Source organism: Vibrio sp. R11-SG3-ISO3-SZ, from assembly GCF_059834345.1.
The window spans coordinates 1-14,732 of sequence record NZ_JCBDGX010000100.1; the positions used below are offsets into that span (position 1 = coordinate 1).

Consider the following 14,732-nt stretch of genomic DNA (forward strand, 5'->3'; position numbering starts at 1 on the left):
CGGCCTGTTTGGTATTGCCATTGCGACCGTTATTTTGCCGGCGCTATCTCGCAAGCACGTTGATGAGCAGCGTGAAGGATTTGCCCACACCATGGATTGGGGGGTAAGAATGGTCACGCTACTTGGGATCCCGGCAATGCTAGGGTTGATGGTGCTGGCCAAACCGATGCTGATGGTGCTATTCATGCGCGGTGAGTTTTCAGCGCAAGACGTCCAGTTTGCCTCGCTGTCGCTGGTGGCGTATGCCTCAGGGTTGCTGAACTTTATGCTTATCAAGGTGTTAGCTCCTGGTTACTACTCGCGTCAAGATACCAAAACGCCGGTCAAATACGGCATCATCGCCATGGTTTCCAACATGGTGTTTAACGCCATTTTTGCTTGGTTTTATGGTTATGTGGGTCTTGCTATGGCGACCGCGCTCTCTGCGTTTGTCAATATGGCGCTGCTCTACCGAGGCTTGCATCGCGCGGGGGTCTATCAATTGACCAGTAGAACGTGGTGGTTTGTTGGCAAGCTTATCGTTGCCGGCGGTTTGATGGTCGCGGCGATAAGCTCACAACTGGAAAGCATGTCGGTGTGGCTGGCGTGGAGCCTTAGTGAGAGAGTGGTGTCACTGGCGTTGTTAATCGGTCTTGGCGCAGGGGTTTACCTATTGTCACTACTGGTGATGGGCGTGCGAGCAAAAGATTTAAAAGCAGCGACAGAGTAACGCGGATTAGTATATAATCCGTCAGTTTCACGCTTTAGTAATCACAAATACACAGGTTTTATCAACGTCCAATGGAATTAATTCGAGGGATTCATAACATCAAAGCCCAGCATTATGGGTGTGTGTTGACGATAGGAAACTTCGACGGCGTACATTTAGGCCACCAGTCTGTGCTGCGTCAAGTGTCGCAACAAGCGAGCATGCTAGGCTTGCCGTCAACCGTGATGACTTTTGATCCGCAACCATTGGAGTTGTTTGCCAAGCACAATGCGCCAGCGCGTTTAACGCGTCTGCGTGACAAATTTGTCCAGTTAAGCAAATTGGGCCTTGAGCGACTGCTATGCGTGAACTTTAATCAAGAGTTTGCCAACCTGACGGCTGACGAGTTTATTAGCGACTTGTTGGTCAAGCGTTTGGGTGTTAAGTTTCTGGTCGTGGGCGATGATTTTTGCTTCGGTCGCGGCCGTCTTGGTAACTTTGAGATGCTGAAACAAGCGGGTAAAATCCACGGTTTTGAAGTGGTGAGTACGCAAAGCTTTTGTCTGCAAACCGACCGTGTCAGCAGCACCTTGATTCGTGACGCGCTTGCAAAAGATGACTTAGCGCTGGCCGCGACGATGCTCGGACGTGACTACAGTATTAGTGGGCGTGTATCCCACGGCCGAAAATTGGGAAGAACGATAGGTTTTCCTACTGCAAATATCCCTTTGAAACGTTGCGTATCGCCGGTCTCTGGCGTGTACGTCGTTGAGGCACTAGGTCTAGGCCCACAGCCGATTGGCGGCGTGGCCAACATAGGCAATCGCCCGACCGTCAACGGAGTTCGGCAACAACTCGAAGTGCATTTATTCGACTTTCAAGCCAACTTGTATGGCAAACAGCTAGAAATCGTACTTTTACATAAGCTGCGTAATGAGCATAAATTTGAGTCATTCGACGCTTTAAAACAACAAATTGAATTGGATGCTGAGGCAGCAAGGGTGTGGCTGCGTCAGCATAACCGCTAAACGGTTTAGTCCACCGTTTGGCCTAATGTCTAACTTTCGCCCAACACAACGGAATTAAGAATCGATGAGTGAGTATAAAGATACCCTGAACCTTCCTGAAACAGGGTTTCCAATGCGCGGCAACCTGGCGAACCGTGAGCCAGAAATGCTCGAGCGTTGGTATAAAGAAGACCTTTACGGTGAAATCCGTAAAGCGAAGAAAGGCAAAAAATCTTTCGTTCTACACGATGGCCCTCCATACGCCAACGGTGACATTCATATTGGTCACGCACTAAACAAGATTCTTAAAGACATTATTATTAAATCGAAGACGCTTTCCGGCTTCGATGCGCCTTATATCCCTGGCTGGGACTGCCACGGTCTACCTATTGAATTGATGGTAGAAAAGAAAGTGGGTAAGCCTGGGCAAAAGGTATCGGCGGCAGAGTTCCGTGACAAGTGTCGTCAATACGCACAGGGCCAAGTAGAAGGTCAAAAAGAGAGCTTTAAGCGCTTAGGCATCATGGGTGAGTGGGACAAACCATACCGCACCATGGACTTTGCGACAGAAGCAAACATCATTCGCGCGTTGGGTAAGATTGCCGACAACGGCCACCTGCTAAAAGGCTTTAAACCGGTTCACTGGTGTACAGACTGTGGCAGTGCGCTCGCGGAAGCAGAAGTGGAATACAAAGACAAAGTCTCTCCTTCTATTGACGTGCGCTTTAAAGCGGCGGATGAAGCTGCACTGCTGTCGAAGTTTAACCTCAATGAAGGCCACGAAGGCGAAGGTGAGATTTCGATTGTTATTTGGACGACCACGCCGTGGACGTTGCCGGCGAACCGCGCGGTGTGTCTACGTGATGATCTAGAGTATGTCCTTATTCAAGTTGAAGGTGAGACAAAAGAGCGCATCATCGTCGCTGCTGAATTGGCGAAAGACGTGATGGACCGTGCGGGTATCGAGCATTTCCACAACCTAGGCTTTGCGAAAGGTGCGGATCTTGAACTGACTCAATTCCAACATCCGTTCTACGATTTCACTGTGCCAGCTATCCTTGGCGATCACGTGACCACTGAGTCGGGTACGGGTGTGGTACACACTGCGCCTGGCCACGGTCAAGAAGACTTCGCTGTGGGTAACAAGTACAACCTAGAAGTGGCAAACCCAGTGGGGTCAAACGGTGTTTACCTACCGGATACCGAGCTTTTTGCCGGTCAACACGTCTTCAAAGCGAACGATGCCGTGGTGGAAACGCTGAAAGAGAAAGGCGCACTTCTTCATCACCATGCTTACGAGCACAGTTACCCACACTGCTGGCGTCATAAAACGCCCATCATCTTCCGCGCGACTCCACAGTGGTTTGTGTCGATGGATCAAGCAGGTCTGCGTGCTAAGGCGCTGGAATCCATCAAGGGTGTTGAGTGGATGCCAGAATGGGGTCAAAGCCGTATTGAAGGCATGATTGAAGGTCGTCCGGAGTGGTGTATCTCTCGTCAACGTACTTGGGGTGTGCCTATTGCTCTGTTTGTACATAAAGAGACCGCAGAGCTTCATCCAAATACGATTGAACTGGTTGAGAAAGTCGCTCAGCTTGTTGAACAGAAAGGCATTCAGGCTTGGTGGGATCTGGAGATTTCAGAACTGCTTGGCGAAGAAGCCGATCACTACGAAAAAGTACTGGATACGCTAGACGTATGGTTCGACTCTGGTGTCACCCACTACTCAGTGGTTGATGCTCGTGAAGAGTACAACGGCAACAGTGCAGACCTTTACCTTGAAGGTTCAGACCAGCACCGTGGTTGGTTCCAGTCTTCACTGATTTCATCGATTGCGATGAAAGGCGAAGCGCCATACAAACAAGTATTGACGCACGGTTTCGTGGTTGACGGTCAAGGCCGTAAAATGTCGAAATCCATCGGTAACGTTGTGGCACCGAAAGATGTGACCAACAAACTGGGTGCAGATATTCTGCGTCTGTGGGTCGCATCGACAGATTACACAGGTGAAGTGGCGGTTTCAGACGAAATTCTAAAACGCTCGGCGGATGCTTACCGTCGTATTCGTAACACCGCGCGTTTCTTTTTAGCGAACCTCAGTGGCTTTAACCCAGCGACAGACATTGTGCCAGCAGAAGAGATGGTGGCACTGGACCGTTGGGCTGTGGGTCGCGCATTGGCGGCGCAAGAAGAGATTGTCAAAGCGTACGGCGAGTACAACACGCACGCGGTGACACAGCGTCTGATGCAGTTCTGTTCTATCGAGATGGGTTCATTCTACCTAGACGTGATTAAAGACCGTCAATACACGGCGAAACGTGGTGGTCACGCTCAACGCAGCTGTCAGACGGCGCTGTACTACATCGTCGAAGCCTTGGTTCGTTGGATGGCACCGATCATGTCATTCACTGCCGATGAAATTTGGAATGAAATGCCAAGTGCTTTGCCAAGCGGTGAGTCACGCGACAAGTTCGTCTTTACCGGCGAATGGTTTGATGGCCTGTTTGGTCTTGCACAAGGTGAAGAACTCAACAACGCGTTTTGGGCAGACATTCAAGCCGTTCGTGGTAGCGTGAACAAGCTGCTTGAAGATGCACGTAAAGAGAAAACCATCGGTGGCTCATTACAAGCGGAAGTCACCTTGTTCGCAGACGACGCGTTAGCCGAGAAAATCAATAAGCTGGAAGATGAACTTCGATTCGTACTCCTGACCTCTGCTGCTGTGGTGAAACCACTGAGCGAGAAAAGCGATGCGGCGCAAGCAACAGAGCTGGACGGTTTGTTCGTTGAAGTGCATGCCACTGATGCGAAGAAGTGCGATCGCTGTTGGCACCACACGCCAGACGTGGGCACGATTGCGGGTCACGAAGCCATTTGTGGTCGCTGTGTCTCCAACGTAGAAGGCGATGGTGAAACGCGTAAATTCGCGTAATTCATTGAACTTTAAGTCAAATAAACAGCCCCAGTATACACTGGGGCTGTTTTTAGGTAAGAGCATGAGTGAGCACGTATTGACATTAAAACAATCTGGCCTACGTTGGCTGTGGTTGGCATTGGTGATTTTTGTCGCAGACATTGCGATTAAGTTGTTGGTGATGGATAACATGGGGTATGGCTGGGCAAATCGTATCGAAGTCTTACCCTTCTTCAATCTTCTTTACGTTCACAATTATGGCGCGGCATTCAGTTTCTTGAGTGATCAGGCTGGCTGGCAGCGCTGGTTCTTTACTGCGATCGCTGTGATAGTGACGGGGCTACTTAGCTACTGGATGAGCAAACTGCCGAGCACCGAAAAGTGGAACAACATCGCCTACGCGCTGATTATTGGCGGCGCGGTGGGGAACGTTTTTGATCGTGTAGTCCACGGCTTTGTGGTCGATTATCTCGATTTCTTCTGGGGTAATTACCATTGGCCTGCGTTCAACCTGGCAGACAGTGCCATTTGCATTGGCGCCGCGATGATCATTTTGGACGGTTTTCGTAGCAAAAAGAGCCAAGCATGAGTCGTAAAGGTCTGTGACAGCAATAACCTTAGGCGTCGTCCGTTGATTCGGACGGCGCTTTTTACTATAACTGGACGCAGAGCTAGAAACTGGACGCAAAACGAGAAAAAGTGGTCGCAGAGTGAGACCGAAGAATGACAATAACAAGGAAGCCGTAACGTGATGACAATCGCCCAAGACAGCGCAGTAACGCTGCACTTTACTATCAAGATGAAAGATGGATCTGTTGCCGACAGTACCCACAACATGGGTAAGCCCGCCAAGTTAGTGATTGGTGATGGCAGTTTGAGTGATAATTTTGAGCAATGTTTGCTTGGCCTCAAGCAAGGTGACAGTAAATCGATAGAGCTCGCCGCCAGCGATGCGTTTGGCGTACCCAATCCAGATAACATTCATCACATGGACCGAACCAAATTCGTCGGCGATGCCGAAGTTGAAGTGGGCACAATCATGGCATTTTCAGGCCCTGATGGCATGGAAATCCCCGGCATTATCACTGAAATCGCGGGCGACTCCGTCACGGTGGATTTCAACCACCCATTAGCTGGGCAAGATGTGACTTTTGAAGTTGAAATTTTATCAGTAGAATAACCGCCCAATTGAAGACGATGACTCGATGAGCAATGAAATGAAAATTCTGTTAGCGAACCCCCGTGGCTTTTGTGCTGGTGTTGATCGCGCAATCAGCATAGTTGAGCGTGCATTGGAGATGTATCAACCGCCAATCTATGTTCGCCATGAAGTGGTACACAACCGATTTGTGGTTGAAGGCTTAAAGCAACGTGGGGCCGTCTTCGTTGAAGAACTGAGTGAAGTGCCTGACGACAACATCGTCATCTTCTCCGCTCACGGCGTGTCGCAAGCGGTACGCAAAGAGGCCAAAGAACGTGCTCTGACTGTGTTTGATGCCACCTGTCCTTTGGTGACAAAAGTCCATATGGAAGTGGCGAGAGCTAGCCGCAAGAACATGGAGGTGGTGCTCATCGGCCACGCCGGTCACCCTGAAGTGGAAGGCACCATGGGCCAGTATGCCAGTCAAACAGGGGGCATGTACCTAGTTGAGACCCCAAGTGATGTGATGGCGTTGAAGGCGAAAGTCAAAGACCCTTCGCATCTTCACTATGTCAGCCAAACCACCTTATCGGTGGATGAAACCGCCGATGTGATTGATGAGCTGCGTCGCGTGTTTCCCGATATTCAAGGGCCGCGCAAAGACGACATCTGCTACGCAACCCAGAACCGCCAAGATGCGGTGCGTGAAATGGCGCAAGATGTGGATGTGGTGATTGTTGTCGGCTCGAAAAACTCCTCGAACTCCACGCGCCTCAAAGAGTTGGCGGAAAAGCTGGGTACCCCTGGTTACTTGACCGATTGCCCTGAAGATGTGCAGCCGCAATGGTTAGAAGGTAAAGCGAAAGTCGGTGTCACGGCTGGGGCATCAGCCCCTGAAGAGTTAGTGAACCAAATCCTTGATCGGATTAAGGCCCTTGGCGGAGCAAAAGAGATCGAAGAGATCCAAGGCCGTGAAGAGAACATGTTCTTTGAAGTGCCGAAAGAGTTGCAGATCAAACAAGTTGATTGAGGCAACGGACGGCTCTCGCGCTAATCAAATCACCTGCAAAATAATTAAGGCTCCCAATGGGAGCCTTTTCTTTGGCTGGCCATTCAGGCCAGCAGTGCGAAGCGAAGGTGGATTGAATTAGGCAGTCTTGGTGACGGTTTGCGGCGTTTCTTCATCCGCAAGCTCAGATTCCCCTTTTCCTTTTGAGGTTTTAATCACGTACACGGTCACGGCCAGTGCGAATAGGATACCCGCAATGGTAGACACTTGAATCGGCAGACCAAAGCCTAGCGTACTGTTGTTTAAGATAAAGGTGACACATACCGTGGTCATGAAGACCGCTGGTACTGTGGTAATCCAGTGCAGTTTGTTGTGACGAAGCAGATACGCCGACGCTGTCCAAAGCATCATCACCGCAGTGGTTTGGTTTGCAAAACCGAAGTAGCGCCAGATGATACCGAAGTCTACTTGAGTCAACACGCCACCAATCACGAACAGAGGCAAGGCCATCAGTAGGCGGTTGCGCAGTGTTTTCTGTTCCATGTTGAAGTACTCAGCCAAGATCAGACGGCTCGAACGAAACGCAGTGTCACCGGAAGTGATAGGCAGAATCACCACACCTAGGAAGGCGATGATGCCACCAAAGACGCCAAGCAGACCAAAAGAGGCGCTGTAGACAACGTTACCTGGGCCACCGTTTTTCACTGCTTCTGACAGTGACTCTAGCGAACCGAAGAATGAAAGCGCAATCGCACACCAGATGAGGGCAATCACACCTTCACCGATCATGGCTCCGTAGAAAACAAAGCGACCGTTTTTCTCGTTTTCCATACAACGTGCCATCAGTGGTGACTGAGTGGCGTGGAAACCTGAAATAGCGCCACATGCGATGGTGATAAACAGTGCTGGCCAGAGCGGCATGTCATTCGGGTTGAGGTTGCTAAGCATGTCAGAGACTTGGAAATCACCCATGACGGTATGCTCGCTAGAGAAGGCGATTGCTGTCATGAGGCCGACAGACATAAAGATAAGCAGCGCGCCGAACAGCGGGTAGAAACGACCAATGATCTTATCTACTGGAACGATAGTCGCGATGATGTAGTAGGCGAAAATCGCAATCACCATGGTCGTCATGCTGACACTGAGGCTTGTTTGGTCGTTGATCAAATTGGTGATCATACCGGCTGGCGCAGAAACGAAGACCACACCTACAAGCAGCAATAAGACAATGGCAAAAATGTTCATGAAATGTTTGGCGCCATTACCTAGGTAGCGACCGGTAATCGTCGGTACGGAAGCGCCGCCATTACGAATCGACAGCATACCTGAGAAGTAGTCATGGACAGCGCCGGCGAAGATACAACCGATGACAATCCACAGCATCGCAGCAGGGCCGTACAGCGCACCCATGATCGGACCAAAAATCGGGCCGACACCAGCGATATTAAGAAGTTGGACTAGATAAACTTTAGGTGTGGACATGGCCACATAGTCGACACCGTCCGCTTTGGTATGGGCAGGCGTCTGACGCTTTTCATTGATTCCGAATACTTTTTCGACGAAAGCGCCGTAGATAAAGTACCCGCCGATGAGTGCGGCGACACAGGTTAAAAACCACAACATAGCTCGTTCCTTAGTGTTAGTTTTATTGATACACCCTGTATGTTACTCCGCTGTTTGGCGAGTTTCGTGTGCTGGTTAGGTCAGTGGTTGTTTGGTGAGTTAAGTGGTCTGTATGGGTAATGAGTGGTTTTTTCGCGGCGGGAGTGGCTATTTATCGGCTTTAGTGGTGTAGTAGGTGTGTCTAGCTACTAATAATCAATCATCAAAAAGGATATCGAGTGAGAATCGGACTGACGACGCTTTTCAGTGTCACTTCATTCAGTGCTATCGCGCTACTCATTGGTTGCAGTGCGTCTGTGGAACAGCTTGCCCAGCAGGGCGATTGGTATGAAATCGGCTATCAAGATGGTGTGCGAGGGAATAGCCAACGCACGCTCAAAGAGCTGTCTAGCTTGGGCGTCGTTAAACAGCACGATTACGATCAAGGCTATGGCGAGGGTGTACAAGAGTACTGTAACCCCAATTTTGCTTACCAGATTGGATTATCAGGCCAATATTACCAAGGTGCCTGTGAAGGCACCGAGTTTGCCCAGCAGTTTCGCATGGAGTGGAAGCGAGGCTGGGACGAATACAATAATTGATGATGGATAAGCAAGGCTCATCCACGATCGAGTGCACCGAGTTTACTCTTACATTCAATAATCCTTTACTGAATAACCCTGCGCGCTACTGGTGTTTCTCGACGGCCGCGCGCAGAAAGCCTTGTTGGTGATGCAACTGCTCACGAGCCTCTTCAATACCCAGCCCAGTTAGAATCATTAAAATGGCCAGTTTGACATCAAATTCGGTCTCTTCGAGCGTACTTGTGGCCTGTGCTTTATCACAATCTGTCGCTTGCATGACGATGCGTGTCGCTCGCGCTAGCAACTTCTTGTTGGTGGCTTTTACGTCTACCATCAAATTCTGATAGCTTTTTCCAAGTCGGATCATACTGGCGGTGGTCAGCATATTGAGCACCAACTTTTGCGCCGTGCCGGATTTCAGCCGCGTTGAACCCGTCAGCGCTTCTGGCCCCACGACTGGGCTTATCGCAATCTCTGCGCTCTCGGCGATGGGGGAGTCAGGATTGCAAGAGAGTGCAACGGTCGTTGCGCCTAACTCATTGGCGTAGGTCAGTGCACCAATGACGTAAGGTGTGCGACCACTGGCAGCAATGCCCACCACCACATCATCTGGAGTTAAGTTGAGGGATTGCAAGTCACTCTCGCCAAGCTGCGGGTCATCTTCCGCACCTTCTTTGGCTTTAAACATCGCGTCTTGGCCGCCCGCAATTAAGCCGATCACCATCTGATCCGATACGCCAAAGGTGGGTGGGCATTCGGAGGCATCAAGCACACCAAGGCGGCCACTGGTACCCGCGCCCAAATAAATCAGTCGACCGCCGACTTGAAACGCCTCGACGATTTTGTCGACCGCTTGAGCCACCTCGGGCAGCACTTTCTCCACGGCAAGCGGTACGCTCTTATCTTGTTGGTTTAAGCGTTTGACGATTTCAATCGACGGTTGCAGGTCAATGTCCATGGTGTCAGGGTTGCGCCCTTCAGACACAAGATGAGACAAGGCGGCAATCAAAGCATCGTTAGTCATAGTGTTCCTATTTTTCTGCCCAGTACATCACGCCAAGCGAGGCTGAGCGCTGAGCACCGGTGACATCGGGTAAATTACTCGGTAATCCATATAGGCGGCGATAGGCTAGCCAAGCAAACGCCATCGCTTCCATATTATCACTGTCGACCCCTTTATCGCTTGTGGAGCACACTTGCCATTGTGGCAATAAGGCGGCCAGTCTGCGCATCAACAGCGGATTGCGAACACCGCCGCCGCACACCAGCAACTCAGGATGGGGGCCTTCGGCGTATCGTGTGACTTCATTGGCAATGCTAACGGCGGTGAACTCACACAACGTACGCTGCACGTCTTCGGTGGGCAGTGAAAAAGGAGTGAGTTGTGCCATCAGCCAAGGCAGGTTGTAATGTTCTCGCCCGGTACTTTTCGGGGCAGGTTGGGTGAGGTAGGGATCGGTTAGTAAAGCGTCAAGTAAAGGGGGATGTACCTGACCTTGCTGTGCCCATTGCGCGTCTTTATCAAATGGGGCGCCGCGATGTTTGTCACACCACGCATCCATCAACATGTTTCCCGGCCCGGTATCGTAACCGATGACGGGTTTGCCTGGCCGAAGCAGCGAAATATTGGCGATGCCGCCGATGTTGAGAACCGCTACGCTAGAATCTGTCACAGGAAACAGGGCTTGGTGAAAAGCCGGCACCAAGGGCGCGCCTTGCCCACCGAGCGCCATGTCTTTTCGACGAAAATCGGCGATTGTGTCGATACCCGTTTTGGCTGCAATGATATGGGCGTCTCCGAGCTGGGTGGTAAAGGGAGTCGGGCTGCTGGGTTGATGAAACACGGTTTGACCGTGATTGCCAATCGCAGCGATGTCACGGGCTTTAGTGCCAGATTTCGCTAAGAGCGCCAGCGCTGCATCGGCATAAAGGTGGCCTAACTGATGGTCGAGCGCGCCAATCTCGTCTAATCGGGTCGGCTGACCAAGGCACATCGCCAGCACTTTTTGGCGTAGATGGTCAGGGTAGGGGTAGTCGAGTGCATCGCGCAGCGTGACACTTTGGTCATCAATCTCGACAAGGGCACAGTCCACACCGTCTAGGCTAGTGCCTGACATGATCCCGATATATAACGCTTTTTCGCTCATGGTCAAATTTTCGCTTCGCCGACATGCTTTCCATTGTAAACCGAGAATAATCCTAATACTCTCGGCAGCATAGAGAAAAATACCATGGGCTGGAGTCAATTGACATGGGACCATTATGGCTAGATGTGGCGGGGTACGAACTGACCGCTGAAGACCGAGAAATTTTGCGCCATCCCACCGTCGGGGGCGTGATTCTGTTCACACGCAATTATCACGATAGCGAGCAGTTACAAGCGCTGACCGCGTCTATTCGACAGGCGGCGAAACGACCTATCTTGATCGGCGTGGACCAAGAAGGGGGCCGCGTACAGCGTTTTCGCGATGGGTTCTCTTCCATTCCCCCCGCTCAAGCGTACGCCGAGCATAAGAATGGGGAGCAACTGGCCCGTTGGGGCGGCTGGCTGATGGCCGCTGAATTGATCGCGCACGATATCGATTTAAGTTTCGCGCCAGTTCTGGATAAAGGGCATGAATGCCGTGCGATTGGTAACCGGGCATTCGGTGACGATGTGGAGAGCGTCATTCGTCATAGCCGAGCGTTTATGCAGGGGATGAAGACGCTAGGTATGGCCACGACAGGCAAACACTTCCCAGGCCATGGTGGTGTGATTGCTGACTCTCATCTTGAAACACCGATTGATGAGCGCCGTTCGATTTTTGAACTCGATATGCAAGTCTTTAAGGCGCACATCGACGCTGGAGTATTGGATGCCATGATGCCGGCGCACGTGATCTACCCTCATTATGACGATCAGCCCGCCAGCGGTTCACGTTATTGGTTGCAGCAGGTATTGCGTCAGCAACTGGGCTTTGATGGCATTGTCTTTTCTGATGATTTGACCATGGAAGGTGCAGCGGTCATGGGTGGTCCTGCACAGCGCGCGCAGCAATCGCTTCAAGCGGGTTGCGATATGGTTTTGGTGTGCAATCAGCGCGATGCACAAGTGCAAGTGTTGGATGGCTTGACCATTCAGGCAGTGCCTAAGGCGCACACGCTACTCAGAACCCAGCGATTTACGCTCAGCGAATTGACCCGGAGTGATGAGTGGAAGCAAGCCTCCGAGGCCATGAAGCGCATGCTGGATCAGTGAAAACCGAGCCGCTCTTTGAGTGTTTTTAAATAGCGGCGGCTGACTGGAATCGGGTAACCGCTAACGGTGTAGATCTCCGCAAGGCCGTTTTCGAGCAACTTGATCTCCTTAATGGTTTTCAAGTTGACGAGAAACTGGCGATGGCAGCGTACCAGCGGGGTTTTTTCTTCCAGCACCTTTAACGTCAATTGAGAGGTCGCTTTTTGATGCCGAGTTTGTACATGGACGCCCGAAATATCGCTGTAAGCAAATTCGACCTCTTGCGTTGGGATGATCACGATGCGGTTCAAACCGATACAGGGAATTTGACTCAGCGCCTCAGGCGCCAAAGCGGATGGGAGCGGGCGGGGCTCTGTGTGTTTAAGTCGTTTGATGGTTTTTCCCAAACGACAGGGCTCAACCGGCTTGAGTAAGTAGTCAAACGCATTGTCCTCAAACGCTTGAATGGCAAACTCATCATACGCGGTGACAAATACCACCTTGGGCATGGTGTCGGGGTCGAGCATGCTCAAAAGCTCAATCCCTGTGATTTGCGGCATTTGAATGTCGAGAAAGACCACATCTGGCCTCAATTGGTTGATCTTCTTTAGCCCCTCAATGGCATTGCTTGCTTCACCTATGACGGTCACACATTCCGTTTCTTCAAGCAATTGGGTCAGCTCTTCGCGGGCAAATCGCTCGTCATCAATGACTAGTGCTGTCAGCATGTATCGTCCTTACTCATCAATCCGCATTACTTATCAATCCGCATCGGTTCTACGCTACCTTCAAAGGGCGAGGTATGATAAAGCTCATTTGTGTTAATTGGTTGGGTTTTACCTCAATATTGAGCGCTGAACCACGGCCAAATTTACTGGTGAGCCGTTTATCGACAATTTGCATCCCTAATCCTAGGTGGCCTGGCTCGGGTTCTTGATAACTGCCGGCGTTGTCTTCCACCACAATCCTTTCGCCCTGTGGCGTTGTTTCGTTGTATATCCGCACATGCCCGCCCTCGAGCAAGTTTGAGATACCATGCTTGATCGCATTTTCCACCAAAGGCTGCAAAGTAAAGGTGGGGACTTGCAGATTGAGTAACGCGTCGTCAATGTCGATTTCCACTTCCAACCTATCATCAAAGCGCGCTTTCTCTATCGTTAGGTAGGCGTTGACGTGCGCGAGCTCCTCTTTGAGTGTCACACTGGCGATGTTTTGCTTGAGGTTACTGCGAAAGAACTGCGACAAATGCTGAATCAGTTCACGCGCCTTGGCAGGATCGCGACGGATAACGGCACTGATGGTGTTTAATGCATTAAACAGAAAGTGCGGATTGACCTGAGCGTGCAGCAGTTTGATTTCCGCCTGCGAGAGTAGAGTCTGTTTCTGTTGGTAATCGCCATAGAGGATCTGGCTGGAGAGTAACTGCGCGATCCCTTTTGCCATCGTCATATTGATGGTGGAGAAGAGTTTGCGTTTGGGTTCATAGAGCTTAATCGTGCCTATCACCTTATCACCAGAGCGCAACGGGATGATCAAGGCGCTGCCCAGTTTGCATGTGGTTGAGAGCGAGCATTGATAAGGTCGCTCGCTGCCATCGAGATAGATGATGCTGTTTTGGTTGATGGCGTCATAGGTGCTTTGTGAAGAGATCGGCGTTTGCGGTTTGTGGTGATCATCGCCAATACCGACAAACGCGAGGATTTTTTCATTATCGGTGATCGACACCGCGCCGACGTTGGTCTCTTCATAAACAATGCGGGCGATTTTTTCTGCGTTCTGACTGGTAAAACCGGAGGCGAGGATACCGACAGAGCGCTCGGCAATGTTTAATGCTCGGCGTGAAAACGTCGCCGAGTACTCCTCAAAGATGGTTTTGCGGTCGTGAAGGATGCTCATAAACAGGGCTGCCCCCACCGAGTTGGCGATGATCATAGGCGCAGCGATGGCCGAGACGAGTGTGTAAGCTTGATCAAAGGGTTTCGCCACAATCAAGATGATCACCATCTGCACTACCTCGGCGACCAAAGTAATGGCAAACACCACACTGGCGTTAAAAAGCTGTTCTCCGCGACCTTTACGCAGCAAATAGGTGTGGAGAAGACCACCAATAAGCCCCTCCGCCGTGGTGGAGATCGCGCAAGCTAAATCGGTAAAGCCACCTAACGTATATCGGTGTAGCCCCCCTGTGAGACCGACAAAAAAGCCAACAACAGGGCCGCCAAACAGACCCCCCATAACCGCACCAATGGCGCGCGTGTTCGCAATGGCATCATTGATTTGTAGACCAAAGTAGGTGCCCATAATGCAAAATAATGAGAAGAGAATGTAGACACTGACCTTGTGGCTCAGCCGACTTGAGATGCTAAGTAAAGGAAGAAAAATGGGTGTCTTGCTGAGCATATAAGCCAACACAAGATAGACACACATTTGTTGCAGCAAAGAGAGGATCAGGTCCATAACACACCGTACGTCTGTTTTTGTATAGTGTATATCGTAAGCCAGCGGAAAGGTATCGCCGAGGCGGAAAGGCATTCTTGATTTAGAATGACCGCTCCGTTCAGAAAGTAATG

At 50.8% G+C, this 14,732-nt stretch carries 12 protein-coding genes and 1 pseudogene; 8 read left to right on the forward strand and 5 right to left on the reverse strand.

Annotation, left to right across the window (positions count from 1 at the left end; all coding sequences use genetic code 11):
• The 6 genes from murJ to ispH form a co-directional block, all read left to right on the forward strand.
• Window positions 1–709 (forward strand): murein biosynthesis integral membrane protein MurJ (gene murJ, locus AC6R1O_RS12895; protein ID WP_500657158.1); only part of this gene is annotated, 709 nt, incomplete at its 5' end.
• A 71-nt stretch (window positions 710–780) separates the two neighbouring features.
• A complete protein-coding gene (ribF, locus tag AC6R1O_RS12900; RefSeq protein WP_500632713.1) occupies window positions 781–1,716 on the forward strand; it encodes a bifunctional riboflavin kinase/FAD synthetase in 936 nt (311 codons plus the stop codon).
• A 64-nt stretch (window positions 1,717–1,780) separates the two neighbouring features.
• The gene (gene ileS, locus AC6R1O_RS12905) at window positions 1,781–4,627 is read left to right on the forward strand and encodes an isoleucine--tRNA ligase (RefSeq protein WP_500632712.1); all 2,847 of its coding nucleotides are present in this window, start codon (window positions 1,781–1,783) and stop codon (window positions 4,625–4,627) included.
• Window positions 4,628–4,691: 64 nt separating this feature from the next.
• Complete coding sequence (lspA, locus tag AC6R1O_RS12910) at window positions 4,692–5,198, forward strand: signal peptidase II (RefSeq protein ID WP_500632711.1); 507 nt, start codon at window positions 4,692–4,694, stop codon at window positions 5,196–5,198.
• Between the two features lie 159 nt (window positions 5,199–5,357).
• Window positions 5,358–5,789, forward strand: a complete 432-nt coding sequence (gene fkpB / locus AC6R1O_RS12915; RefSeq protein WP_500632710.1) for an FKBP-type peptidyl-prolyl cis-trans isomerase — start codon at window positions 5,358–5,360, stop codon at window positions 5,787–5,789.
• A gap of 25 nt (window positions 5,790–5,814) precedes the next feature.
• The gene (gene ispH / locus AC6R1O_RS12920) at window positions 5,815–6,780 is read left to right on the forward strand and encodes a 4-hydroxy-3-methylbut-2-enyl diphosphate reductase (protein ID WP_500632709.1); all 966 of its coding nucleotides are present in this window, start codon (window positions 5,815–5,817) and stop codon (window positions 6,778–6,780) included.
• Window positions 6,781–6,897: 117 nt separating this feature from the next.
• On the opposite strand, the gene AC6R1O_RS12925 is transcribed toward ispH, so the two are convergent.
• Complete coding sequence (locus AC6R1O_RS12925) at window positions 6,898–8,382, reverse strand: carbon starvation CstA family protein (RefSeq protein ID WP_500627988.1); 1,485 nt, start codon at window positions 8,380–8,382, stop codon at window positions 6,898–6,900.
• A gap of 224 nt (window positions 8,383–8,606) precedes the next feature.
• On the opposite strand from AC6R1O_RS12925, the gene AC6R1O_RS12930 reads away from it, so the two are divergent.
• Entirely contained in the window at window positions 8,607–8,963 is a 357-nt protein-coding gene (locus tag AC6R1O_RS12930; protein WP_487901928.1) for a DUF2799 domain-containing protein, read from the forward strand.
• Between the two features lie 85 nt (window positions 8,964–9,048).
• Here the strand turns inward: AC6R1O_RS12930 and murQ are convergent, their stop codons facing one another.
• Both murQ and AC6R1O_RS12940 read right to left on the reverse strand, forming a co-directional pair.
• Window positions 9,049–9,969 carry an N-acetylmuramic acid 6-phosphate etherase gene (gene murQ / locus AC6R1O_RS12935; RefSeq protein WP_500632708.1) on the reverse strand — a complete coding sequence of 307 codons (921 nt, stop codon included), beginning with the start codon at window positions 9,967–9,969 and terminating at the stop codon, window positions 9,049–9,051.
• Between the two features lie 7 nt (window positions 9,970–9,976).
• A complete protein-coding gene (locus AC6R1O_RS12940; RefSeq protein ID WP_500632707.1) occupies window positions 9,977–11,092 on the reverse strand; it encodes an anhydro-N-acetylmuramic acid kinase in 1,116 nt (371 codons plus the stop codon).
• An 86-nt stretch (window positions 11,093–11,178) separates the two neighbouring features.
• Here AC6R1O_RS12940 and nagZ point away from each other — a divergent pair.
• Window positions 11,179–12,183: pseudogene (gene nagZ, locus AC6R1O_RS12945) on the forward strand (beta-N-acetylhexosaminidase); the annotation flags it as partial.
• Here nagZ and btsR read toward each other — a convergent pair.
• Window positions 12,177–12,890 (reverse strand): two-component system response regulator BtsR, encoded by a 714-nt coding sequence (gene btsR, locus AC6R1O_RS12950; protein WP_487901865.1) that lies wholly within the window; start codon window positions 12,888–12,890, stop codon window positions 12,177–12,179. The pseudogene nagZ and the gene btsR overlap by 7 nt on opposite strands.
• Window positions 12,891–12,939: 49 nt before the next feature.
• Window positions 12,940–14,619: a LytS/YhcK type 5TM receptor domain-containing protein gene (locus AC6R1O_RS12955; RefSeq protein ID WP_500630089.1), complete on the reverse strand. Its 1,680-nt coding sequence runs from the start codon at window positions 14,617–14,619 to the stop codon at window positions 12,940–12,942.
• Between the last annotated feature and the right edge of the window lie 113 nt (window positions 14,620–14,732).

What these genes read in the sequence shown, in the direction of transcription:
- ribF (WP_500632713.1), top strand. Translation starts at nt 781, where the DNA reads ATGGAATTAATTCGAGGGATTCATAACATCAAAGCCCAGCATTATGGG.
- ileS (WP_500632712.1), top strand. Translation starts at nt 1,781, where the DNA reads ATGAGTGAGTATAAAGATACCCTGAACCTTCCTGAAACAGGGTTTCCA.
- lspA (WP_500632711.1), top strand. Translation starts at nt 4,692, where the DNA reads ATGAGTGAGCACGTATTGACATTAAAACAATCTGGCCTACGTTGGCTG.
- ispH (WP_500632709.1), top strand. Translation starts at nt 5,815, where the DNA reads ATGAGCAATGAAATGAAAATTCTGTTAGCGAACCCCCGTGGCTTTTGT.
- AC6R1O_RS12925 (WP_500627988.1), bottom strand. Translation starts at nt 8,382, where the DNA reads ATGTTGTGGTTTTTAACCTGTGTCGCCGCACTCATCGGCGGGTACTTT.
- murQ (WP_500632708.1), bottom strand. Translation starts at nt 9,969, where the DNA reads ATGACTAACGATGCTTTGATTGCCGCCTTGTCTCATCTTGTGTCTGAA.
- AC6R1O_RS12940 (WP_500632707.1), bottom strand. Translation starts at nt 11,092, where the DNA reads ATGAGCGAAAAAGCGTTATATATCGGGATCATGTCAGGCACTAGCCTA.
- btsR (WP_487901865.1), bottom strand. Translation starts at nt 12,890, where the DNA reads ATGCTGACAGCACTAGTCATTGATGACGAGCGATTTGCCCGCGAAGAG.
- AC6R1O_RS12955 (WP_500630089.1), bottom strand. Translation starts at nt 14,619, where the DNA reads ATGGACCTGATCCTCTCTTTGCTGCAACAAATGTGTGTCTATCTTGTG.